Consider the following 23910-nt stretch of genomic DNA (forward strand, 5'->3'; position numbering starts at 1 on the left):
CATGAATTATACACTTAAAAAGTGGTAAAAAACTTCTCTTAAAATTGACTTTAATATTAACAAGAGTACCATTTCCGCCCTCACGAATTATATTGAACCCCAACAGCTTTTTAGGTTTATAATGAAACTGCTAATTCTTTCACAGTACTTCCCACCAGAAACCGGTGCTCCTCAAAATCGTCTTTACGAATTAGCAGTAAGACTAAAAAAACTTGGTGTAGATGTCACAGTTTTAACTGCTATGCCAAACTATCCAAAAATGGAAATATTTGAAGAGTACCAAGGTAAAAACTACCATTTCGAGGAAATTGACGGTATTCCTGTACACAGAACCAAAATTTTTGTTAGCAAGAAGAAATCTATTTTTCACCGCTTGTTGAATTATTTTTCTTTTACTATTAGTTCATATTTAAAAGGAAGAACGTTAGATAACTTTGATTTCATTTTGTGTAACTCGCCTCCACTATTTTTAGGTTACACAGCTATAGCTTTAAGTAAGAAGCTAAATGCAAAGTTGATCTTTAATGTTTCGGACCTATGGCCCGAAAGTGCTGAAAAGCTTGGTATTGTTACTAATAAACACTTACTAAAACTCGCATATAATCTCGAGAAAAAGTGTTACCAAACAGCCTGTTTAGTAGCAGGACAAACTCAAGGAATTGTTAAAGATATTAGTGACAGGTTCCCTAACAAAGATGTTTATTGGTTACCCAATGGTGCAAACCTAACTGACTTAAATCCGAGTAAAATAAAAAATACAGGGGCTTTTAGAAAGAAATACAATATTGCACCTGACGATTTGGTCTTTTTTTATGGCGGCATACTTGGCCATGCGCAAGGTCTAGACCTTATCATTCGAGCCGCTACCCAAACTAATAACGAAAGAGTGAAGTTTGTAATTCTTGGTGATGGGCCTTTAAGCCAAGAATTAAAGCAGTTGAGAGTCGAGCTTAATGCAGACAATGTTGTATTTGCCGAGCCTGTTTCAAAACAAGAAATACCCGCAATTATCAGTGAAATAGATATATCACTAGTACCACTTAAGAACTTACCCATTTTTAAAGGGGCTATCCCGTCTAAAATATTCGAAATCCTTGCCATGGAAAAGCCCATTTTACTGGGGGTTGACGGGGAAGCTAGGGAACTATTTATTGAACAAGCTAATGCTGGCTGGTATTTTGAACCAGAAAACTTGAGCGATCTAGTAAATAAAATAGAGTTTATCAGTTCCAATATCGATGAAATTCATAAAAAAGGAATTAGTGGTAGAAAATACGTTGCTGAAAACTTTGATCGCCAAAGAATAGCTGAAAATTTTCTTAACAAAATTAAAGTTATTTAAATGATGCGTTGTAAAAATTTTACATCACACATCATAACCAAGCATGTAATTTAAAGCATGATTTAATAAAGCGTTTTTTTCGATGCAGCCAAAACCCAATAATACTGTATAGTGCTCGATTTATTTCACCTTCAGACGTATAAAGGTTTAACTAAAAGTAGAACACTTGCCAATATTAGTTTGACCACTACAATATTGCCGCTCAGAAGAGTAAAAGGGTTAAAATATACTTGCTCAAAACCACACTCATCTGCAGTTAGATTTAAATTGGAAAAATTAAGTGTGATTACAATTGCAAATACAATTTTTGTTCTCATAAGTTCGCAACAACGATTACAATAATAAATAACAATGAATTAATTTTTTAGTAAAAGGCCTAAAATTATTACTGATACGACTTGGTAAGGAGAGAGAAAAGAGTATACTGCTGCAAATAAGGGGACCGCAATCACTTAGTTGTATTAGACTATGCTTGTTATTGACTAGGCTGCTCTAGTCAATAACAAACGATAATATTTAATGACAGTTTACGTCAGCGCCTTCATCATTATCTTTAATGAAATTATTTATCATTCGAGCATAGGTTAAATTATATTCCCCTTTCATTTCCCTACCTACCGCAAATGTTTCTAAGGACTCTTTTGGAGTCAAGGCAAATCCTGAGCCTAATGATGCTCCATGCAGTAATTGGGAGCAATTTATCAAACGAATATAAGTAGGATCCACCGAATACGTGTCTAAGTTTGGGAAGAATCCTTTTCCAATAATTAAAAAATCCTTTAAAGAATTTTCGAATGGAAGTACATGACCATATTTTGCATCATCTAATCTAGTATCTGTTTCAATAAAGCCATAGTTATTAATTTCAAAAGGAAAATCTGATGGACTCATATCCGTCTCTTTATAGAAATAACTTGTATCACCTTTAATTACAGTAGAGCTGGGGTCGATTACAACAGGCGTTACGCTACCACTCGAACCCGCAACATAGCGTGAGCCAAAGTACTTAGTTTCTGGGTCACTAAGAGTATTCGCAAATTTCGTTCTTGTTCGGTTATTCGGACGACAAAAAATTATATCATCTGAGATGTCAGCATAATGTTCACCACACTGTGATCCTTTTAATATTTTTTCAAACCGAGTGTTCGCAGCATTAATAGAAAGCCACTTTACCTTACCCACCTCTGATAAAACTTCGATACTCTGTCGCATATTGTCAGTATGATATTCACTGTGCCCAACATCTATTATAGTTCGTTTACCTGATGCTATTACTTGCTTAATAAGTTCTTTATTTTGCTCCCAATCGGACATATATGTTACGGCAAAATTTTCTTTCTCAAAGTTAGCAATAACTGATAAATGTGAGAGTAAAACATATCGTTGAGCTCTATATGTCTGAGGCCGCTTAAAGCCTAAAACATGTTCAGTATTTCCTGTATAATCCATGCTTACAGATTTACCATTAGAGTCAATAGCTCGGTAGAAGCTAGCACCAATACTTGGATCGGAAACTCCTACGTTGTAAGCACCAACTTCTGTCACAAAAGCTGAAATAAATAGAGATTCACCGTCTTCCCAAAAATTTGGCTCGGTCTTATTGCTAACTCCCTGAATTAAAAACAAAGACGTGGCGGTTAATTGTGATTTTTCATCCTTTACTTTGAGCATATACAAACCACTCAACCAATGACGAGGAATCTTAAATTCCAAACCTTTTTTCCAGTCACATCGATTGTAATAAGAATTATCTATCGGTCGCTTACACTCATCCTGGGCAAATATTGTCATTGAATTCTTATATTTAAGCGTCGCAAGCGCACCTCCATAGTAGCCAAATCTGAAAATTTCTATAGAAGCGTTACTTGCTTTCCCTGACGCATAAATTGAAATAGAGTCTTGTTTGTTGTACCAAGGTTTGTCAGTGAAGGTTAATAAACTAACTTTCGATGGTGCTGAAAGCTTAGGTGAATTATTAGTGATATGCCAATCAGTTGTGCCTTGATAAGACTGTTCCAATTCCAATAATTTTTTGTGTTTTAGCTCCTGATCAAAAGGCTTTGATGTGTCGTCTAAATAATCAAATTGAAATGTGCGCTCCCAACTATCGGAATATCCATCTTTATCAGTATCTTGTCCTTCGCCAATTACCAAAGGAGTTATTACTAATACTGTCTCTTTAGTGGTAGATTCACCATCATCATCTGTTGCGGACACGTTAAATGCGACTTCGATTGGATGCTCACTTTGCGTAGAAGGAGCTGTAACGTAAAGCTTTCCGTAATCTGAATTCCACTTTACAGATGGGCCTTGAGTTTGATTCCACTGAATAGTTGCAACCTCACCGTCTTTGTCTTGTATTTCAGCACTAATAACTATATGTTCCCCCGCCATAACGGTTTGCTTTTCGATCAATGAAATTTCGGGCGAAAAATTGTAATTCACAATTTTCACTGAAATTTTGTTTTGTGAAGATGCCCCTTTATTGTCTCTTGCTACCACTTCAAAAAATAATGTTTGATCTTGTGTAATGCGAGGAGCAGTAAAGGTAGCTATTGATTGATTTGCATTTTCAAGTTGAACTGAAACTCCACTAGTTTGACGCCATTGAATATCAGTAATATTTCCATCAGGATCTGAGATAGTTGATGGTAAAGTGACAACATCGCCTTCGTTTGCAACTATATTAGCTAACGTATCGATTACTGGCGGTTGATTTTCTCCGCTATTTTTTCCACAAGATGCAATCAGTATCAATATTGAGATGTACGAGAGTATTTTTTTCATTAACAGCCTTTATTTAATCTAAAACTAAATCGATTAAACTAAGGCGTGATAAACTTTCTTTTACGAAAAGCTAATATTGAAATTTATGAAATTATTCTAATCAACATTGGATTTGAGATTAGCCACGAAAAAAATCAAATTCCATATTTTCAAATACTTAGTTCAATCCTTTAAACGCTAAAATACTCTCACTTTCAACTAACTACGTCAAGTAAGGATGCATCGGTAAACTAAATACTTGCCTTGCTAGTCGCTCTGCAACTGGAAAGTCTCCATGACTGTAACCCAGATTTTTAAATGCGGTTTGCTCATGCATGCACGTACCATAATAAATCATGGTCGGGATACCTTGTGCTTTATACTCTGCCATTATTGCATCGCGATTTTCATCAACAAGTGTATATTGCGCCCAAGAACTTAAGTAACCAGCTGGTACATGTGGTGTGTTAAAACGCGCAGAGAGTTCCGCTGTATACTTTTCTGCAGCTTTATTTCGCTTCACTAATTCAGTGGGAAACTCAGCTAATTTCTCTAATAAAATCGCAGCCTGAATGGTGTCTAAACGACTATTCATACCAATGCGGATATTGTCATACTTATCGCTTCCCTTGCCGTGTACTCGGTAAGAGCGTAATAATTCAGCAAGTTCGTCATCATTGGTAAACAAGGCGCCACCATCACCATAACAGCCTAGTGGTTTTGCAGGGAAGAAACTAGTCGTGGCGATATCGCCAAAACTGCCTGCCCTTTGTCCATTAATTTCGCCACCAAAGCCCTGTGCTGCATCTTCAATAAGTTTTAAACCAAACTTATTAGCAATGCGCTCTAATTCTGGGTAGTTTGCCGGTAAACCAAACAAATCAACTGCGATTATCGCTTTCGGTGTTAGCTGACCTTCAGCAATCACTTTTTCAATTTGACGCTCTAAGTCTTGCGGGCAAATATTAAATGTCGCCTCATCAGAGTCCACAAATACTGGAGTAGCTCCCGCAAACGCAACCACTTCTGCCGTTGCAAAGAACGTAAAAGTAGGACAAAAAACAGCATCACCAGCTTTGATATCAAATGCCATCATGGTGAGTTGCAGCGCATCGGTGCCATTAGCACAGGTGATTGCATGCTTAACACCAACATACTCAGCAAGCTGTTGCTCTAACTCGTGCACTTCTGGACCCATTATATATTTGCCATGTTCCAGCACAGTGCGAATGCGCGCATCTATTTTGTCTTGCAGGTGCTTATATTGTGTTTGTAAATCGATAAACTGCATTATTAATCCATCTCTACTGATAGCTGACCATCTTTCAAACAATACTTCTCACCAGTGTGCTCACACACCGCTTGAGCATTACCTGTTAACGGCAGTGGCAACTGCTCGCCATATTTACTTATCCAACCAATTTGTTTTGCAGGTACGCCTACCATCAAAGCAAATGGCGGCACATCTTTATTAACTACAGCACCTGCGCCAACCAGTGAATATTCACCAATGGTAACACCACAAACTACCGTGCAATTGGCTCCTAAGGTGGCTCCTTTTTTCACCAATGTGTCTCTGTATTCCGTTTTGCGTTCGATAAACGAACGCGGATTATACACGTTGGTGAACACCATACTTGGTCCACAAAATACGTCGTCTTCTAAGTGAACATTATCGTAAACCGACACATTATTTTGAATTTTAACGTTGTTACCAATAGTAACTTTATTGCCAACAAACACATTCTGACCAAGTGAGCAGCCTTGCCCAATTTGAGCACCACCACACACATGCACAAAGTGCCAAACGCGGGTGTTGTCGCCAATTAATGCGCCATCATCAACGATGGCGCTGTCGTGTACTGTATAGCTACTCATTAGATTAATTCTTTAGCAAACGGGTGAACTTCCGCTTCAGATTCAATATGCACTTTACCTTTTCGAATTCCCTCAACGGTTTGCACACAATGACGCGCATCTTCAATACCATAACCGCGTCCAGCTAAAATCTCTTGGTAACTCACAGTGTGTAAGTCAGTAAAGCCGCCTGAGAATTCCAGCTCATTGCCATCGCAAGTAATTGAACGGAATGTTGGTTGCTTTCCTTTTACCGAATCTGGTAAATCACTGGCATCAATCGATAAGAACCAGCGAACACGAGCTTTTTCATACTCTAAATAACCAGACGCCTTATCTTCATTCATAAAATGAAGGTCATTGCGCTGTAAATCACCAAAAATAAAGTGCAGCATATCGAAGAAATGAACACCGATATTGGTTGCTACACCAAACGATTTACGCGGGTCGCCTTTCCAACTTTCCATATACCACTTACCACGTGATGTAATGTAAGTCAGTTCAACCTCATGCTTTTCATCTGAAGTTGCGTTCGCTACTTGCTCTTTTAAGTCTAAAATCGCTTGATGATGGCGCAGTTGTAGAATGTTATATACTTTACGGCCCGTTTCTTTTTCAACTAACGCTAAATCGTCAAGTTGCTCAATAGTTGGTACTAACGGCTTTTCACAAATCACATCACAACCTAAACGCAAACCCGCTGTAATGTGAGAATGGTGTAAGTAGTTTGGTGAACACACCGATACATAATCGAGTTGGGTATTTACATCTCGTTTCAATGTGTGGGCAAAGTCATAAAAACGCTCAAACTCTGTAAACATTTCACTTTGTGGTGAAATGCTATCAATAATGCCAACTGAATCATTAATATCAAAACACACCGATAAATGGTTTTCTGTTTCTTTAATCGCTTTCATATGACGTGGTGCGATGTAACCTGACGCACCAATAAGGGCAAAATTCTTCACTGAAAATCCTCTTCAATCTAGGCTTTGATAATGTGGTCTGCAGGCGCTCTATACTTGCCTCGCGTATCTACCAATAACTGGGCGTTTTCTTTGATTAAGCTGTAATCAAACTTATCGTGATCTGTTGCTAACACGATAGCATCAAACTCTGCTACCGACGCAGGTATCAACGCAACCGAAGACAAATCAAAGTTATGCTCGCGCATTTTAGGGAAAACCGGTACATGAGGATCTGAATACGCCACGTCAGCACCTTTCGCTTCAATTAATTCCATAATTTCAACTGATGGCGATTCACGCATATCATCAACATTCTTTTTATAAGCAATACCGAGCACAAGTACCTTACTACCCTTTAATGCTTTACCATGCTGATTTAAGCCATCCATTAACTTATTAACGACATATTCAGGCATCGCCGTATTAACTTCACCGGATAATTCGATAAAACGCGTATGTAAACCATACTCGCGCGCTTTCCAAGTTAAATAAAATGGGTCAATCGGAATACAGTGACCACCTAAACCAGGGCCTGGATAATACGGTGTAAAACCAAATGGCTTGGTTGCCGCGGCATCAACAACTTCAAAAATATCAATGCCCATGCGATCCGCTACAACTTTCATTTCATTAACAAGACCGATATTGACAGCACGGTGAATGTTTTCTAACAGCTTTGTCATCTCAGCGGCTTTGGTTGAACTCACTGGCACAACTTTATCAATCGCAGGCGCATACAGTGCAACACCTACTTCAGCACAAGCCGCTGTATGACCACCGCATACCTTTGGTATCGTACGTGTTTCAAAGTCTGGATTGCCTGGGTCTTCACGCTCTGGTGAATAGATTAAGAAAAAGTCTTCACCAACGGTAAAACCACGCGCTTCAACTCGCGGGAGTAACTCTTCTTCAGTGGTACCTGGATAAGTTGTACTTTCCAGTGACAACACTTGCCCTTTTCTAAAATATGGCGCGAGTGCTTCTGTTGTATCAATGACAAAACTTAAATCTGGCTCACGGTACTTATTCAGTGGCGTGGGTACACACAGAATTAACGCATCACATTCAGATGCTCTTGAAAAGTCAGTAGTTGCATCAAAACCATTAGACAACGCTTGCTGAATAGAAGAAGGTGAGATGTGCTCTATATAACTTTGACCATTTAATAACGCATCGACTTTAGTCTGGTCAATATCAATGCCCAGAACGTCAAATCCAATCGCATTATATCTTAACATCAATGGCAAGCCTACATAGCCAAGCCCAACAATACCTATTTTGGCGGTTTTATTACCAAACTTATTAATCAATTGATTCTTCATACAATTCTATTCTCTATTTTAACAACATCTGAGCTATTTTTTCAGATGCGTCACCTAATCCATAAAACTTTTCAACGTCTTTAGGAAACGCTAAATTCTTAACTTCTTTATATTTGTCTAACAATAATTCTTTATTAGCGCCTACTAAAAAGTTTACATTTGCATTAACCAATTCCACCCACTCAGTTTCATCCCTCGCAGTTATGCAGTATTTATCAAAGAAAAAGGCTTCTTTTTGTAAACCACCACTATCACTAATCACTAATTCACAATGCCTTAATAATTTCAGCATTTCGATGTAGCCGAGAGGTTCAACAAACGTAATATTCGGTTTTAAGTCTATTTGAGCAAGTTTATTACGTGTTCTAGGATGAAGCGGTAGCACTACTTCAACGTTTTGGTGTATTGACTCAAGTGCAGAAAATATGTTCTCTAAGCGAATTTTATCGTCCGTATTCTCAGCGCGATGAATAGTTACGAGAACAAAAGGTGTACCTTTATCTAGTAACGCATTAACTTCAACAGAATCACTTTCTTTTTGAGAATAATAAAGCGCAGCATCGTACATAACATCGCCACATACGTCGATACATGTATCTATGTTCTCATAACCTTCGTTTAGCAAGTTAAGTTTAGCAGTTTCCGTTGGGCATAATAACAGGGAACTCACTCGATCTGATAAAATGCGATTCACTTCTTCTGGCATTTTCATATTAAAGCTTCGTAAACCAGCCTCTACATGTGCTACTTTAACATGAAGTTTTGACGCCGCTAATGCGCCAGCCAATGTAGAATTAGTATCACCATAGATAAGCAACCAATCAGGCTGCTCTTTTAACAACACCTTTTCGATTTCAATTAACATTTTACCGGTCATATCACCATGACCGCCAGAGTTAATATCTAATGAATAATGAGGCTTTGGGATTTCCATTTGTTCAAAAAAAACATCACTCATATTTGCATCAAAGTGCTGACCTGTATGAACAATCACTTCGTCGATGCAGTTTGTATTTTTGAGTGCTTTTGAAACCACTGCTGCCTTCACAAATTGAGGTCTAGCACCTATTACTGTAACAACTTTAATCATTTAATTCTTTCTTAGATAAAAATATTGAATGTTAAATACATTCGTAGAATTGAATTAGCTTATTTGATTCAACATTCCAATTATATTTACTTTTTACCGCGAGCTTTCCAGCTTGTCCCATAGCTTCCGCTTTTTCTGGATTTTCGCAAATATAATTAATCGCTTTTGCTATTTCATCTGGTTTAAATGGATCGACACATATGCCGCATTGGGCGCTCGTTATTATTTCACTCCATAAAGGTATATTAGACGCTATAACTGGTACTCCTGCAGCCATATATTCAAACATTTTAACTGGTAAAGCGTCTTGATAGTTAATGATAGGGTGTAATGTCACGATACCCGCTTTTGCAGAGTAAAGTACTGACGCCACCTTATTTCTATCAATCCAACCTAGAAAGTCTACTTTGCTTTCCCAACTAGCATCCTGCCTGACCTCATCTTCTAAATTTTTTTCAGAAAAACTGCCAGCTAAACATAATTGAGTATCGCCATTTACCCACTTTAACGATTTTACTAATTCAGCTATTCCTCTGACACGACTCAAACCTCCGATGTAGGTAATATAGTTCCTAGGCTCTTTTACTAAGCTTGGAAATTCAAACTCATCTAATTTTGGATAATTATTAACATCAATTGAGTTGCTATTTATCGCTAAAAATTTGTCCCTAATATATGGGGTAGCCGCAATTACACCATCTAATTTTGAACAGATAACTTTTTCAAACTGTGTTGCAAAAGTTGACATAAGCTTCGCTATATATTTATTTAAATAGGGTTTACTCAAAAGTTGTAATGGAAAGTCTTCATGTGAGTCAAATATTACTTTTTTCCCTTTACGCTTTAGGAGAAATGCTATTAATAAAAGCTCGGGATCATGCAAATGATATATATCAGCATTATTCTTTAGTGCAGCCCTATATACATCATATACAGTTTTGAATGCGCGTCTTAGACGTCCTCCAGTTTTCGGGCCTACATCCTCTATAGAAACGCCATCAAGAAGTTCATTTCCTTTGCCATCAGCCACAATTAGAGAAACATCGCACCCCTGTGAAGCTAATGTCTTACACATTTTAACAAATATGCGAGTATCGTAACGAAAATGAACAGAGGTTAGATGTGTAACTTTCATAGTTGCTCTTTAATCCTTAAACATTTCCACTCATAGCATTCTCTCTGAAGAAAAGCATTATAAACAACAAAGCTAGCAAACCATGAGTTAACAAAGCTGTCGTTAAGTCAGTCGATGAAAAAAGCGTAATAACCACAACGAAAGTTGCACCAAAAACGAACTTCTGACCGATTCTATCACCTAACGCACTAAAATAAGCTAATATGGAACCCAATATTACAGAGTAAATAATTACTCCATAGATACGGAAATTAGCAAATCCAGAGCCAATCCAACCAGTGTTTGCTGATATCTCCATATCACCATAAAAATTATATCCAATCATAAAAACTGATGGCAATTTGTATGGCATTTCTGACAAGCCAAAACTAAATTTACTCTCTGACCATAAATATACTGGGTTTTGGGAAAAAAATTCTATATACATACTATTCAAGTGAGCAGGGATCAATAGTGCTCTTCGACTTAGTATCGAGCCAAACCATCCGAAATATGGACTAGATGAATTAGCCATCATATAAAAGTCCCAAAAGGAAACTATACAAATAAAAATGACCCCAGATAGCATGTAAATTGGTAAGTTTCGCCATGGCATATAATACAAGGCTAAAACAAGAATCGGATAAATCACGGGAGCTTTATGGGAGGTTAATCCGAATATCATTACTGAACAGCCAACCCCAATGAGCATATAGAATATCTTTCTTTTAATAACAGACATTACAATTATTAAAGGAACAAGCACCTTTCCAACCAATGGACTCAAATACTTATAAAAGCTAGGTAAATTATCCGCCGCAGCACCTCTATAATCGTAAACTTTTGATAAGTTAAAGTTCAAATATGAGAGGCCTCCTTGAGCTACAATGCTAAGAATGTAAAGTACAGAAATAGCTATAAAAATTAACAACAATGTATCAGTATTAAATTGGTAACCAGTAACAACAGGCGGCTTCATATATGTCACAAAAAAAGCCACTATGAGTGTAGAAAGAAAAGTTATGAAAAAAAACTCTATACTAGCACCACCGAAGGTAAATAAAACTAAGCTTGGGATCAAGATCAACACATAAAGCACCTGACTATACGCAATAGCTAAACCTCTTGGGTTCAGTAACACATAGACAGACAATATACTAAATATTGAAAGTGCTAGATTAAATAAACTAAACTCAGATTTGAATTGGAAATAGCCAAATAAAGTACCTACATAGAAGTATTGAACAGCTCCTAGTAAAAAAAAGTACAATAAAGCCAAAATTGTTATTGTTGATTTAGAGTTTTCCAAGTCTGCGTATCACTTTTTTCTTATAATTGATTCTAGATAAATTATAAAAATTGAAACTAAAAAGCCTAAAACACAACCTAAAATTACAATTGAGGCCCTTTTCGGTGATGCTTTTTCTTCAGCAACAACAGCAGGGTCAATTACTTTTAGAGCATATTCCTTTTGAATACTTGCAAGCATTCTCTTTTGTTCCTGTTGCTCTATTAGAGTGAAGAAAACCTCTCTTAGCTTTGATACGCTAGTTTCATCTATCATTTCCTTCAGATATTTAATACTCTTATCAGCTTCCTCAATATCGTTTCTCTTCATTTTTAAGTTTATTTCTTTGACAATATTGCTTGATAACTCTTGTGCAAAATAAGGCGAATAATGCGTAACATTGATTGTAATAACATTAGTTTTAGGATCATGCTGAATATTTAAGAATTCACTTTTTAGTTCGATATAAGCTTCAAGTAAGCTCGGCTCGGACACTTTAGGTAAAGGAACTTCTCTTACCCATAAATTATTCTCAATATCGAAGACGTCTTGATTATAAGTATACTCTTTACTTAAATAACTCCAGCTTTCTATCGCAAAGAGCTCTTTTTTTAGATCATAGGTCTCAATAAGAGAAGTCAAAAATTCTCTGCTTTTCATTGTTTCAAGTGTAATGGTTAAGTTTGAGTCATTCCCCCCCAGATTTACACCAGCCAAAGAAGCTAGACCACCAAATTGCCCAGCAATGGAAGAAAGCGCATTAGAACCATTAGATTCTGCAGGAACTGTAGTTACAGTAGAACGATACATGTTCGGCAATGAAAGAGCATAAAACACTGAAGCTACAGCAAAAAGAATTACACCAAAAGATATTTTAAGCTTTTGTTGCCATAGTGCTAAAACCAAATCTGTTATAGATACTTCTTGAATATTATTAGCAGTGTTCATTACAAGCTACCTATTGCTGCAACAGCTACACCTAATTGATAAACAATCTGAGTAACTTGAGTCCAAAGTGTTAAATTATCTTTGTACTGACTATCAAGAGGAACAACTATTGTATCGCCTGGCTGAATTTGGGATTGCTGCTCATTAACAGCAAACCAGCTGTTGTTATTAGGTATAACAACTTTACCACTAGCTTTTACGATAAAGACTTTATCTTCAGCAGCTTTATCTTTCATTCCTCCACTTAAACCGATGTAATCATCAACATTAAAGTTTTCTTGATGTAAATGAGATGTAGAGACAAATACCTCTCCGATAACATTAACAGACTGCTTTTTACTGGGTATATAGAGGGCATCTTTATTTTCTAAAAGCAAATCAATTTCATTGTTAAGCACTGAGTCAACATCAACGACCAAACGACCAACAGCTTCAATATCTGAAAGCTGATCAATAAGCTTATCTATTCCTGATGTATTTGATGTGCCAAGAATACTATTTTCAGAGTTCAGATTATTTGTAATTAAGTCTTTTTTCATTGAGTCAGCTAATTGCTTAATTTGCTCACGTTCTTTTAATCTTAAAGATTCACGAGTGAAAACTATTGCACCGATATCGGCAAACTCAGTAAAGCCACCAGCTCGTTCAATTACCTCTTTTAAAGTTTCACCTTTCCTGATTGTATATTTACCAGGTAGCTTAACTTCACCATTTAACGTTACAGAGATATTTTCTTGCCAATTAGGTATTTGGAAAATATTTAAATAATCCCTTCCTTTCAACTCTATATCAGCTGATTTATCGCCTGATAAAATACTATCTAGGTCAACAGCAATATTATTTACAGACAAATATTCACTTTCTAAAGTCTGACGCGAAAGCTCAGCTTGTTCTAAGTATGCCCCTTCAATTAAGCCACCTGCGGCATTAATAAGATCGGATACTTTTCCATTAACAGGGATTGGATACAAACCAGGGTATTTAACACGACCTGATATTTCAGCAATATGAGCTCCTTCAACACCCGTTTTTTGTGTAATTAAACGGTGAAGTAACTTAGGAAGAAACTTCGAACGACTATAAAATGCAAGCTTAGGTAAATCGTCTTGCGTTTCACTTGAAAATATCTCTTCAATGTAAACTGGTGTTTTCACTGAAACTTCAGGTAATATAACTAAATCAGCTTTTTTGCTAACTTCCTTCTCATTACCCAGCTTTGAAAAACTTTGTTCAGAGCTAATGTAATCTTCGAAAGCGCGCTTCTTATAATTATTCCATTTGTATATACTTGTTTCTTTCTCAAAATCTGACTGAGTTAAAGCATAATTATCAAGCATTTCTCTTTCATGCTTCTCTAGTTCAAAGCGACTAAAGACAATAACTTTGTCCCCTTTCGACAACAGAAAATCATTATCCTCAACATACTTTGGTTCAAATTGAAAAACCTTAATTTTATCTTTAATCTCTCTTACTACTAGTGCATACCCTAAATCACTGAAAGGCAGGAGAATGCTATTTTTGTTATTAAATAATCGCGCAAGAGATAATCCGTCACTCCATTGATAAAAACCGGGCCTAGAAACCGCGCCTATTAAGGCAATACTATTAGCTGTTTGCTGACTCTTTTTATCAATATAAATTTCATCGCCATCAACAGGGGTTGCATTGCTAAGTTCATCTTGAACAACTGATCTAATGACTGTATTTTCATTGCCAGATAACTGTTTAACACGAATAACTTTTTTGAATGCTGAAGGAGAAAACCCCCCAGCATATTGAATAGCGTCGAAATATGTCTCTTGCTCTTTCAACTCATAGATAGCAGGACGCTTAACTTCTCCTTGGATAGATACTTGTTTACTAGAAGAAGGCACAAAAACAACATCTCCATTTCTTAAGGTTGTATTGCCATCAATTCCTTTTTGTAAAAGCTGATATAAATCGAACTTAGTTACAAGTTGATTTTGTCTACGAACTGTAATGTTTCTCAACGAAGCTATCTCACTTACGCCACCAGCAAAACTTATCGCACTAACAATATTTGAGAATGGAGGTAGTACATAATCCCCAGGATAATTGACCTCTCCAGCAACAAATACTTTTATAGGCTGAATTTGACTAACAGCTAGAGTAACTTGAGTCCCAATTTTTTCACGTTGAACAGTGGAGGTGATAACATCAGATGCTTGTTGAAGAGTTAAACCTGCAATATTAACAGGTGATATTCCTGGAATAATAATTTTTCCACTTGAATTTATAGATAACTCAAATTGTTCAGACTCTTTCCCATAAAAAGTTACATGCAATACATCCCCTATGACAAGAACATAATCAAGCGGTACTGCTGCAAGGGATTGAGAAAGCACTGTTGATTCAGCGTTATTAAAAACTTCTGCACCATACAATTTCACCTTTTCTACATTAGGTTCAAATTTGGCATCGAAATCATCAAAAGTAGGTAAATTATCATCTGGTGATTTTATTTGAGATTGATAATCAAATTCAGGATCTCCAACATTATTTTTAGAGGGGTCAATACTATTTAGATTAATGCCCATTTGCTTTGCCAATGCAGCTTGTTGCGAAGCTGGTAGCTTTTTAAATGCAGCCATTTGTTGACTTGATATAGCATAGGCATTTACTGAAAACGCTATAAATATATATACCAAAAACACTTTTACAAAGCGCAACATTGATATCTCCCTGAATAAAATTAAAACCGGACCTAACTAGACAAAATGACGTTCTGATTATCAAAATCGACGCGAGATAATACCAAATATTGATAAAAAATGACAATCAATTCGAAAACTAAAGCCGTATCATTCATTTTGGGATATTATCATCAAAAAACCTACGTATCTTTAAATATCCAATGGTTATTCTTTATCTTCATCAATATTTTGCTACCCCGAAAAGTAATGGGGGTACTCGCTCTTATGAATTTGCAAAAAGACTGGTTGCCGATGGGCACCAAGTAACTTTTGTAACATCATCCGCATTTTTGAATTCTAAAGAATACTCTTTAACCCCTGGGTGGAATGAGCTACGTATTGAGGGAATTTTATTACACGTATATCACTTACCATACTCCAATACAGACTCTTTCGTTAAACGCATATCCAAGTTCATTAAATTCTCTTTTGTTTCCACTAAAAAAGCGCTATCAATTAAAAGCGATGTATTATTCGCAACTAGCACACCTTTAACTATTGGTATTCCAGCACTTGTTTATAAAAAGCTAGAAAATGTACCTATGGTTTTTGAAGTAAGAGACTTATGGCCTGAATTACCAATAGCTGTTGGTGCAATTAAAAATACTTTACTGATCAAGATTTTATATGCGTTTGAAAGGTATATTTACCGTAATGCTGAGCATATTGTCGCGTTATCTCCAGGTATGAAAGATGGGGTAGAGAAACAAGGCATTTCAGATAATTCCATCACAGTTATTCCTAATAGTTGCGACACAGCTTTATTTAAAGACGTTAAATCAAGTCAAAAATTTATAGATAACAATCTAAGCTTTATTAACGATCGAAAGTTAATCGTATATGCTGGCACCTTTGGGTTAATAAATCGCGTCGACTATATTGCAGATTTAGCAAAAGCAGCACTCGATAAACACCCTAATCTCTGTTTTGTCGCAATAGGTAGTGGCATGCATAAAGAAGATGTTATCGCAAAAGCCAACTCTTTAGGTGTACTAGAAAAGAATCTATATATTCTAGATCCGATAGCGAAAGAACAGGTTAAATATCTTTATCGCGAAGCTGATTTATGTTTAAGCTTATTCGGCCCAGTTGAGGAAATGTGGCATAACTCGGCGAATAAACTGTTTGATGCGTTAGCATCTCAAACACCTATCGCTATTAATTATGGTGGCTGGCAAAAAGAGTTTATAGAGAAAACTGGTTGTGGTTTAGTATTAACTAATGACTTTGACAACGCAGTTTATCAAATTAACAATCTACTTAATGATCAAGAAAAGTACAAACAAGCCCGGTCGGCTTGTTATGATTTAAGTCATAACGACTTCTCGCGCGACAAACTATATCAAAAGTTTAAACAAGTTTTATTAGATGTAAAAAAGAGCGCTAATTAGCGCTCTTTTACAATTTAGTTTAAGCCTAAAACTTAAAAGCTATACACCAAGGTCAATACTGTCTCAGTGTCTGTATTTACTTTATCAGCATCAACTTCTGAGTTGTGAGTTACGTTAAAGCCAACTTTCATTTGTAATGAGCCGTTGATCTTAGTCAGTAATGCTGTTTCAGAAATACTTTTGGTATTGGTACTACCCGATTCAACTTTTACGCGTTGGGTAAATTTAGCGTTATCGCTGATTGTCCAGCTAAAGTCAGCTTTAGCTAGCGCAATCCATTCATCATCGCGCTCACCTGCTTTCGGGCGACCATCTTTGAAAAGCTCTTGATTTTTCTCTGAGTACTGGAAATATTTATAACCCGGACCAAAATCGAAACCAAGTCTCATATTTGACTCATCAATCAAACGAAAACCATAACCACCTGAAAGTACTGTTTCGTGACGGTATGCACCAAAGTAATCGCTATCGTGTGTTAAACCAACAAATAAGTGAGAGTGTTTTTCACCAAGGTTGTAGTTACCTTGAATCGCCGCACCGTATTTTTCATTGGTACGCTGTGTGTCTTTTAAACCACTATCAAGCGTCACTTCGTCTTCTTTATAAAGTGCGTTTAACTTGTATTCATTGGTCCATTTACCAATATCATGTTTAGCATTTGCACCGAACTTAAACGTAGTAGTTTCGGTATTACCACTGGTAATAATGGCACCAAGCTCGCTACTTGCTTCCCATGTTTTATCTTCGTCAGCAATCGCTTGATTGGTAAATGCAATTGCTACAACTGACGCTAAATATCTTAATTTCATTATCTCAGCCTATTACTCGCTAATTTTATTTAAATGAACATCCATTTGAGGGAAAGGAATTGAAATACCCGCTTCATCTAATGCAAGTTTGAAGTTTTCTTGAAGGTAAAAATAAACAGCCCAATAGTCTTCAGTTTTTGCCCAAGAGCGCGTTACAAAGTTAACGCTTGAGTCACCTAACGTATGAACACCGATGAAAAATGCAGGATCTTTAAGTACTTTATCATTTGATTTGATTACATTTTCAAGCACTTCACGCGTTTGCTTTAGACATGAGTCGTAGCTAACGCCAACCATAATATCAACACGACGGGTTGCTTGACGGCTGTAGTTTACAATAGCGCCACCCATAATTGCCGAGTTTGGTACTATGATTGTTTTATTATCTGGTGTTAACAGTTCTGTTGAAAAAATCTCGATTTTAGAAACACTACCTGAATGACCCGCAGCATCAATAAACTCACCTGATTTAAATGGACGTAGAATAATAATAAGCACGCCTGATGCAAAGTTTGAAAGAGAGCCTTGTAACGCTAAACCAACCGCTAAACCCGCTGCACCCAAAATTGCAATAAACGATGTTGTTTCAATACCAACTTGAGAAAGTGCCATTAGTACTGTTGCCGCAAATACCAGTGCGTACACAATATTTGCTAAAAACGAACCAACTGCTTTATCTACTTTTTTCTTTTCGATCGCTTTTTTGGTTAATTTTTCGCATACTTTTGCTACACGAATACCCACGAGTAAAATGACAATCGCGACTACAGTTTGTAAGCCGTAATGTAAAAGTAAATCAGAGTTTTCGTTCAACCATTTAGCTGCAGAATCCATGAGTATTCCTTTTGTCGTTGATTTAGGTAATTTGAAGAATTATAAAGATTTTTGAAATTTACGTCACTTCTTTTCACAGTTTAAGCGGATCTTTAACTTGATTGTCACTTGGTTTTGAAGGTCTACTCCAAATAAACAACAAAACGCTTACAATACTGATCACAACAATCACTTTCAGCCATATTGGGAAGGGAATAAAGAGCAATGGATAGGAAACGAGTAACAACATGGAGCAAGTCGCGATTACTTTAACTTTTGTTCTTATTACGCCATGTGTTTCCCAATCTGTTATTAATTGGCCAAATATTCGATGATTTAATAGCCATGAATGCATTCTTGTTGATGATTTAGAAAAGCAAAATGCCGATAACAATACAAAAGGTGTAGTCGGTAATAACGGAAGAAAAACCCCAAGTATTCCCAGCAGTAAACTGACCAAACCAATTAGCAACCACACTGAACGAATAACAGTCTTTTTTAACACTACAAAATCGCAAACTAAATTTATTTAGCTAAAAGCATAACATAAGTCTTCACACGGGCATGTTTTTTATGTATTATGCGCGCCACACCAAATAAGGTGTTTCAAATTTTGTGGCGGCTGTAGCTCAGTTGGTAGAGCCCTGGATTGTGATTCCGGTTGTCGCGAGTTCAAGTCTCGTCAGTCGCCCCACTTCTTATTTAAAGCCTACTTTTATAAGTCTAATATTCTCAATTAATTACACCTGTCCGAACAAAATAATTACGTCTGAATTTCAATAGGAAAGACTCCTTTATTATTACAGCCCTGTTCATTTACTGTGAGTGGCTAGAGATCAATAGATACTGTTTAGTCTGTTTATTTCTAATCTAGTACACATCAACGCCAACATTGCTTTAGATTAATAAGAAGCAGCTCACAGGTAGGTTTGCTTGTCTTCTTACTGGCTATTTAGGTTTGAATGCTCTACTTCCGCTCTGTGCCATAAGCTGTCATTCGTAACAGGCTAATTTTTGTAAAGAATTTTGTGTAATACTGGCGCGTAGCGGCAACACAAAATGCGTAGCTAAAATTTGTCCTTGTTGACAAACTTGTTAGCACTAGAATGGCACCTCACCTTTAAAGCCTTGCGAGGGTTCTTGAGGTTTTGGTTGGATAATATCTTCATTTTGCAGCAGTACATCTATTCCCATCTCCGTAATTGAGTAAGCATAAAAGTCGTATTCATTATGATGATCAGTTTCCACTGTTTTACTCAAATACCCCATTCTCTCAAGTTTTACTAGTGATATTTGTAAAGCTGCTTCATTTGCACCGCGAAAGCTGTTTGAAATTCTATGGAACGGTAACCCCTCAGGATCAGCTGTATGACTTTGTAGGCAAGCTGCTAGAAATTTGTAGTCTTGTTCTTTGAGTTCATAGCTTGCGGGATTAGCAATAATTTTTTTAAATTCTGAAAGGCTTTCGTGATTGATTAGACCTAACCTATCAACCTCTGATTTTATCAATGAGCAGGCACGATTAGTTGCTGACACCAAATCACTGTCAGAACGATTAGCATCATAATCCGCAGGAGTCACACCCAATAAATCAGTTGGAAGGTGCATTTCTATATCTCGTGGCTTTAATATGAATGAACGAGATTTACCAATTGCCCCAACAAATAACCCCATTTCAAAGATCACGTTATCTCTAACCACATGCTCACTTCTACTTCGGATCGTAGCTATATCGTCTGGAGCGAAAATAAAGAGTGCAAAATCTACAAATGATGATTTTTCTACGAGATCATCAATTGCTGATGATGAAAGCTTGAATGTTCCATTCTTCCACAAGGTAACTTCAAACTCATGATCCAAATTTACATTCACAGCCTCAGCAACCGCTAAGCTCTCAATAGATGAAGCTATAAATAATCTTGGTTTTCTCAACTTAATATCTCCATTTTCGATTGAGTGCTAACGTTTTGCTAAGCGGCAATAAAATTGCTGGCTAAAATTAGCGAGGAACGAGCAAAAGCCAGCCATTCTTATCTGTTTAAACAACTAGTTAGAAATTTTTATTCAATACTATTTTTTAACAGCCCTTCAATCCATAACTTAACTTCAGTTTGAATTTTATCAGACACAGAAACTGCGACTTCAATGGAGTCAATATTAGTTTGAATCATTTTCCAACTAGCACACTTAGGTTGTGAGAAACTTTTCCAATCATTTCTTTTCAATACTTCATAAGCGACATGAAACACCATATGTTTATTGGAATAAATTGGAACTATGTGTAAAGAAAGTGGTTGTGCCAACTCTACTTTTGGCTTGAAAGATACTTTAGTTATCCTATTTTCAGAATGGTGCGTGTACTCAAAACCATCAATATACTTATTAGTTTTGGTAACATTCTCTAGTTTATATTCAGTATCATCTTCATCTCCCCATAACCCCATAGCTCTGACACGAGCCACTGCACTTCTATTTGGTTTTTTAGGGAGTGCCTTATACTCCTCTACCTTATAAGTATTTTCATTATATGTAGGCTCAGAAAAGTAATTTTTGCTTTGATTTTTATCTAACCAAGTTCCAATTACCGCTTTATTAGGAACTCGGTATATGCTCAGATCCAACTCAGTTTCAATTTCATAAACACTTTGAAGATCATCATCCCATTCCGAAATGTTTTTATTAAAGGTATCTATAAACTTGAGGAAATCATCTTCATTAAAACAAATCTCATCTGATTTGATCTTAATTAGGTCAAAAACAGAAAGCTCTTTCTTTTCAGGTAAGTTAGCCTCATCTTTATCAACATCGCTGTCTTTCACCGAAGTCTGTGGCAAACTTTCAGAGGGTTTAATATCAGAATCATCTAAGCCAAACGCATCGTAAATTATTTTATGAGTATTTGTGGTTACATGCCCAAACTTTTCAATATTATCAGCTTGAGTTACAAAAATTGGTTTAGAATCTCCGTTATTAGAAAAATCATCTGCTACATAAGCCATTATTTCTCTATATCTAACATCACCGCTATGCTCTGTAATTCCAGTCAAAATACTTTCGGTAAATCGGCTAAACTCCTTACCTGCAAATGATGTTTGATTTTCTCTAGATGAGAACCAAAAATATATATCGTTTAAACCATATTTTTGAGCCGATTTTTTAAGTTCACTTTCAGTATTTGATTCACTTTTTATATATTGCGTTCCACTAAAACAAGCATCTACAATTTTGACGCATAACTTAGGGGATAAAGTTTTAATCCAATCATCAACTTCAGAATTTCTTAATCCTGTACTTTCTCTTTTTGCCAGATCAAAATCTGACAATAGGTAAAAGAAATCATCATCATGCCTGTCTCCATGCCCAGTGAAATAAAAGAAAAGTTCATCTATTTCTTCTCCTTTATATTTCTCAACTAAATCAGATATTTTTCTTTTTACTTCATATCCAGCTTCATTATCATTTATAAAAAGAGTTTCTTTAATATCTTTTACATCATTGAGAACTTCACCAATAACTCTTGCATCATTTTTACAGGCTAATAAGTCATCAAAGTTTGATGACTTATATTTTTCAACACCTATGATTATTGCTAAATTCAATTATGACTCCAGGGTGCCACTGAGGGCAAAATTTCTAACGCCTGGCTCAGCCGCCGCAAAAAATGGCGGTCGGTTGCAGCCACTTGTTAGGCCTTTCTAGTATATTGAGTTAAATCCTGCTTCAGTCAGAAAATAGCCGCGTTCATTTTCCTCAATGAGGCCTTCTTCTATCAATGACTTCATAGCTGGCTCTAAGCCATGTTTTTGTTTTGGATTCCAGTTTAGTACTTCTGTATGCATGAATGATTGGGTGTTAAAAGCATGCCCAGCACGAGCGTTTGCTTTAGCAAAGAAATCCAATATAGCTACTTTTACAGAGTCTCCAATGTCAGGATAGAGATAATCTACTCCTTGCTGCGTCAGGAAAGGCGTTCCCTCTCGATCTTCGATTAGCCCTGAAGATACAAGTTCTTCAACTGCTCTTTCTAACAAGTCCTGTTGTTTTGGGTTCCAGCGGGGAACGACATTGAGCATAAACCCACGAACATTTAATGCTTCGCCAGAATCTGATTTCTGAATCTTAAATTGTTCCATGATTTGCTGTTTAACAAAGTCTATATCGTTGGACATCTTACTTCTTCCTGATTTAAGTTATGGTAAATATCTGGCCTAACGCTCAAATAACCGGCGCGATTTATTCGCGTCCGGTTGGTTTGCTTGTTAGCTCTGGAATGGTGGAAATAAACTCTTCTATTTTAAGCTGCAGAGCCTTTGCTCCAATTACTAAATCTGAAGGTTCAGATAAACCCATAAAGTTAATGTAATCATCACTTTTTGCACTCCCCTTCAAAACCTTAGTAGCAGTAAACCCCAGTGATAAATGCTTTGTTTCATTGAATAGCTTTTCATATATTTCATAATTATTATCAATTATAGAGTGGTGCTCTTCATCGAGAATGATTATGTTATATGTGTGTTCTTTATCTGACTCATCTAACTGGGATTTCAGTTCAACTAAATCACCTACAAACAATTTATGAGAAATAGCGCCAAACGCTGCATTGTTACTATACAACTCTTCAAACAATGACTCATAGGCCTCGTTGTATGAGCTATATAACCAGTTTATTCGGGTTTTACGAAGCGCAGCTCTCTGAAAAGTGTCATGCGCGAGTTGGTCTATGGATTGGTGAATTGAATACCATTCTCGTCCGACTGCGTTACCTCTAAGTTTCTCTATTTCCGACTTAATAATTGAGGTAGATGGAGAACCTGGCAGAGATAGACCCTTAACAAATGAATGCGCCATAAAAATCGGTTCAAAGTATGACTTTATAGCATTGATGGCTAAATCAGGAATGCTTTGAATGATGTATTTTACTGTTCCCATAACGCTTTTCCTGCTTTAAATGACGTACGGACAACATGAATTACAAATAAAAGTATATCAACGAAGAAAAGTAAATATTCTACACCAACCAATCCAATTATGATGATGTTGTCAACTGTTCCCTCGAGGCTTTTAATCCAGAGGTTTAATCCTATTGCAGGGAGTGCAATTAGAACAAATATTACCACTCCTATAAATATGTGCACTCCGAACTCAAAGAGAGGAAACCACCACTTATCTTTATTTTCTTCAGTCACTTTTTCTGATCTCCATGAATCCTAACTGTAGAGCTAACATGTTTATAGCGAGCTAATCGCGCGTTTTTCTACCAAAGCGTCGCTCGTTTTTCTGCATGACTCATTTGTAACAAACTTCATAACTATTTGCTAGTGCTATCAAAATGCAACAATCATGGCTTTTATCTCAGGACAAAAACGAGCGATTGGGTCGTTTTCCTGACTATGCAAGCAATATACTTTGACGAAATAGAAAAGTAATTGTTAAAGACCACTATTCGCTCTTTTGAGCCATACACAGAACCGAATTAACCACGCTTATC

The 23910-nt window shown here is 36.6% G+C and carries 20 protein-coding genes and 1 tRNA gene; 3 read left to right on the plus strand and 18 right to left on the minus strand.

Annotated elements, in window-relative coordinates; genetic code table 11:
* Window positions 1–121: 121 nt before the first annotated feature.
* Complete coding sequence (locus AN214_RS05950) at window positions 122–1342, plus strand: glycosyltransferase family 4 protein (RefSeq protein WP_054978873.1); 1221 nt, start codon at window positions 122–124, stop codon at window positions 1340–1342.
* A gap of 516 nt (window positions 1343–1858) precedes the next feature.
* Here the strand turns inward: AN214_RS05950 and AN214_RS05960 are convergent.
* The 10 genes from AN214_RS05960 to AN214_RS06005 form a co-directional block, all read right to left on the minus strand.
* Window positions 1859–4129 (minus strand): N,N-dimethylformamidase beta subunit family domain-containing protein, encoded by a 2271-nt coding sequence (locus AN214_RS05960; RefSeq protein ID WP_054978875.1) that lies wholly within the window; start codon window positions 4127–4129, stop codon window positions 1859–1861.
* Between the two features lie 202 nt (window positions 4130–4331).
* Complete coding sequence (locus AN214_RS05965; RefSeq protein WP_054978876.1) at window positions 4332–5399, minus strand: DegT/DnrJ/EryC1/StrS aminotransferase family protein; 1068 nt, start codon at window positions 5397–5399, stop codon at window positions 4332–4334.
* 2 nt (window positions 5400–5401) lie between these two features.
* Window positions 5402–5986 carry an acyltransferase gene (locus AN214_RS05970; RefSeq protein WP_054978877.1) on the minus strand — a complete coding sequence of 195 codons (585 nt, stop codon included), beginning with the start codon at window positions 5984–5986 and terminating at the stop codon, window positions 5402–5404.
* A complete protein-coding gene (locus AN214_RS05975; RefSeq protein ID WP_054978878.1) occupies window positions 5986–6933 on the minus strand; it encodes a Gfo/Idh/MocA family protein in 948 nt (315 codons plus the stop codon). Before AN214_RS05975 ends, AN214_RS05970 begins: the two co-directional genes overlap by 1 nt.
* A gap of 17 nt (window positions 6934–6950) precedes the next feature.
* A complete protein-coding gene (gene wbpA / locus AN214_RS05980) occupies window positions 6951–8255 on the minus strand; it encodes a UDP-N-acetyl-D-glucosamine 6-dehydrogenase (RefSeq protein ID WP_054978879.1) in 1305 nt (434 codons plus the stop codon).
* Between the two features lie 13 nt (window positions 8256–8268).
* A complete protein-coding gene (gene wecB / locus AN214_RS05985; RefSeq protein ID WP_054978880.1) occupies window positions 8269–9345 on the minus strand; it encodes a non-hydrolyzing UDP-N-acetylglucosamine 2-epimerase in 1077 nt (358 codons plus the stop codon).
* Window positions 9346–9376: 31 nt separating this feature from the next.
* Entirely contained in the window at window positions 9377–10480 is a 1104-nt protein-coding gene (locus AN214_RS05990) for a glycosyltransferase family 4 protein (RefSeq protein ID WP_054978881.1), read from the minus strand.
* Between the two features lie 16 nt (window positions 10481–10496).
* On the minus strand, window positions 10497–11768 hold the full coding sequence (locus AN214_RS05995; protein WP_152960722.1) for an O-antigen polymerase: 1272 nt from the start codon (window positions 11766–11768) through the stop codon (window positions 10497–10499).
* Between the two features lie 9 nt (window positions 11769–11777).
* Window positions 11778–12695 carry a Wzz/FepE/Etk N-terminal domain-containing protein gene (locus AN214_RS06000; protein ID WP_054978883.1) on the minus strand — a complete coding sequence of 306 codons (918 nt, stop codon included), beginning with the start codon at window positions 12693–12695 and terminating at the stop codon, window positions 11778–11780.
* Window positions 12695–15388: an SLBB domain-containing protein gene (locus tag AN214_RS06005; protein WP_054978884.1), complete on the minus strand. Its 2694-nt coding sequence runs from the start codon at window positions 15386–15388 to the stop codon at window positions 12695–12697. The genes AN214_RS06000 and AN214_RS06005 overlap by 1 nt, the downstream gene beginning before the upstream one ends.
* Window positions 15389–15570: 182 nt before the next feature.
* Between AN214_RS06005 and AN214_RS06010 the strand changes: the two genes are divergently transcribed.
* Window positions 15571–16800: a glycosyltransferase family 4 protein gene (locus AN214_RS06010; protein WP_054978885.1), complete on the plus strand. Its 1230-nt coding sequence runs from the start codon at window positions 15571–15573 to the stop codon at window positions 16798–16800.
* A gap of 32 nt (window positions 16801–16832) precedes the next feature.
* On the opposite strand, the gene AN214_RS06015 is transcribed toward AN214_RS06010, so the two are convergent.
* The 3 genes from AN214_RS06015 to AN214_RS22200 form a co-directional block, all read right to left on the minus strand.
* Window positions 16833–17609, minus strand: a complete 777-nt coding sequence (locus tag AN214_RS06015; protein ID WP_054978886.1) for a YdiY family protein — start codon at window positions 17607–17609, stop codon at window positions 16833–16835.
* A 12-nt stretch (window positions 17610–17621) separates the two neighbouring features.
* Window positions 17622–18443, minus strand: coding sequence for a mechanosensitive ion channel domain-containing protein (locus AN214_RS06020; protein ID WP_010561160.1), 822 nt, complete (start codon window positions 18441–18443; stop codon window positions 17622–17624).
* A gap of 73 nt (window positions 18444–18516) precedes the next feature.
* Window positions 18517–18927 (minus strand): YbaN family protein, encoded by a 411-nt coding sequence (locus AN214_RS22200; protein ID WP_082428505.1) that lies wholly within the window; start codon window positions 18925–18927, stop codon window positions 18517–18519.
* Window positions 18928–19040: 113 nt separating this feature from the next.
* Between AN214_RS22200 and AN214_RS06025 the strand changes: the two genes are divergently transcribed.
* Window positions 19041–19116, plus strand: a tRNA-His gene (locus AN214_RS06025).
* A 407-nt stretch (window positions 19117–19523) separates the two neighbouring features.
* Here AN214_RS06025 and AN214_RS06030 read toward each other — a convergent pair.
* From AN214_RS06030 to AN214_RS06050, 5 genes are all read right to left on the minus strand, one after another.
* Window positions 19524–20354 (minus strand): TIR domain-containing protein, encoded by an 831-nt coding sequence (locus AN214_RS06030; protein ID WP_054978887.1) that lies wholly within the window; start codon window positions 20352–20354, stop codon window positions 19524–19526.
* Window positions 20355–20482: 128 nt separating this feature from the next.
* A complete protein-coding gene (locus AN214_RS06035; RefSeq protein ID WP_054978888.1) occupies window positions 20483–22021 on the minus strand; it encodes a caspase family protein in 1539 nt (512 codons plus the stop codon).
* 96 nt (window positions 22022–22117) lie between these two features.
* Window positions 22118–22591, minus strand: a complete 474-nt coding sequence (locus tag AN214_RS06040) for a hypothetical protein (RefSeq protein WP_054978889.1) — start codon at window positions 22589–22591, stop codon at window positions 22118–22120.
* Window positions 22592–22655: 64 nt separating this feature from the next.
* Complete coding sequence (locus AN214_RS06045; protein WP_054978890.1) at window positions 22656–23351, minus strand: DEAD/DEAH box helicase family protein; 696 nt, start codon at window positions 23349–23351, stop codon at window positions 22656–22658.
* On the minus strand, window positions 23339–23608 hold the full coding sequence (locus AN214_RS06050) for a hypothetical protein (protein ID WP_054978891.1): 270 nt from the start codon (window positions 23606–23608) through the stop codon (window positions 23339–23341). Before AN214_RS06050 ends, AN214_RS06045 begins: the two co-directional genes overlap by 13 nt.
* Window positions 23609–23910 lie beyond the last annotated feature (302 nt).

This window comes from Pseudoalteromonas sp. P1-9 (assembly GCF_001399975.1).
Lineage (GTDB): Bacteria > Pseudomonadota > Gammaproteobacteria > Enterobacterales > Alteromonadaceae > Pseudoalteromonas.

Coding starts and splice junctions, on each gene's coding strand:
- AN214_RS05965 (WP_054978876.1), bottom strand. CDS start 5,399: ATGCAGTTTATCGATTTACAAACACAATATAAGCACCTGCAAGACAAA.
- AN214_RS06040 (WP_054978889.1), bottom strand. CDS start 22,591: ATGTCCAACGATATAGACTTTGTTAAACAGCAAATCATGGAACAATTT.
- AN214_RS06010 (WP_054978885.1), top strand. CDS start 15,571: ATGGTTATTCTTTATCTTCATCAATATTTTGCTACCCCGAAAAGTAAT.
- AN214_RS06045 (WP_054978890.1), bottom strand. CDS start 23,351: ATGGGAACAGTAAAATACATCATTCAAAGCATTCCTGATTTAGCCATC.
- AN214_RS05970 (WP_054978877.1), bottom strand. CDS start 5,986: ATGAGTAGCTATACAGTACACGACAGCGCCATCGTTGATGATGGCGCA.
- AN214_RS06005 (WP_054978884.1), bottom strand. CDS start 15,388: ATGTTGCGCTTTGTAAAAGTGTTTTTGGTATATATATTTATAGCGTTT.
- AN214_RS06020 (WP_010561160.1), bottom strand. CDS start 18,443: ATGGATTCTGCAGCTAAATGGTTGAACGAAAACTCTGATTTACTTTTA.
- wbpA (WP_054978879.1), bottom strand. CDS start 8,255: ATGAAGAATCAATTGATTAATAAGTTTGGTAATAAAACCGCCAAAATA.
- AN214_RS05990 (WP_054978881.1), bottom strand. CDS start 10,480: ATGAAAGTTACACATCTAACCTCTGTTCATTTTCGTTACGATACTCGC.
- AN214_RS06015 (WP_054978886.1), bottom strand. CDS start 17,609: ATGAAATTAAGATATTTAGCGTCAGTTGTAGCAATTGCATTTACCAAT.
- AN214_RS05950 (WP_054978873.1), top strand. CDS start 122: ATGAAACTGCTAATTCTTTCACAGTACTTCCCACCAGAAACCGGTGCT.
- AN214_RS05960 (WP_054978875.1), bottom strand. CDS start 4,129: ATGAAAAAAATACTCTCGTACATCTCAATATTGATACTGATTGCATCT.
- AN214_RS06000 (WP_054978883.1), bottom strand. CDS start 12,695: ATGAACACTGCTAATAATATTCAAGAAGTATCTATAACAGATTTGGTT.
- wecB (WP_054978880.1), bottom strand. CDS start 9,345: ATGATTAAAGTTGTTACAGTAATAGGTGCTAGACCTCAATTTGTGAAG.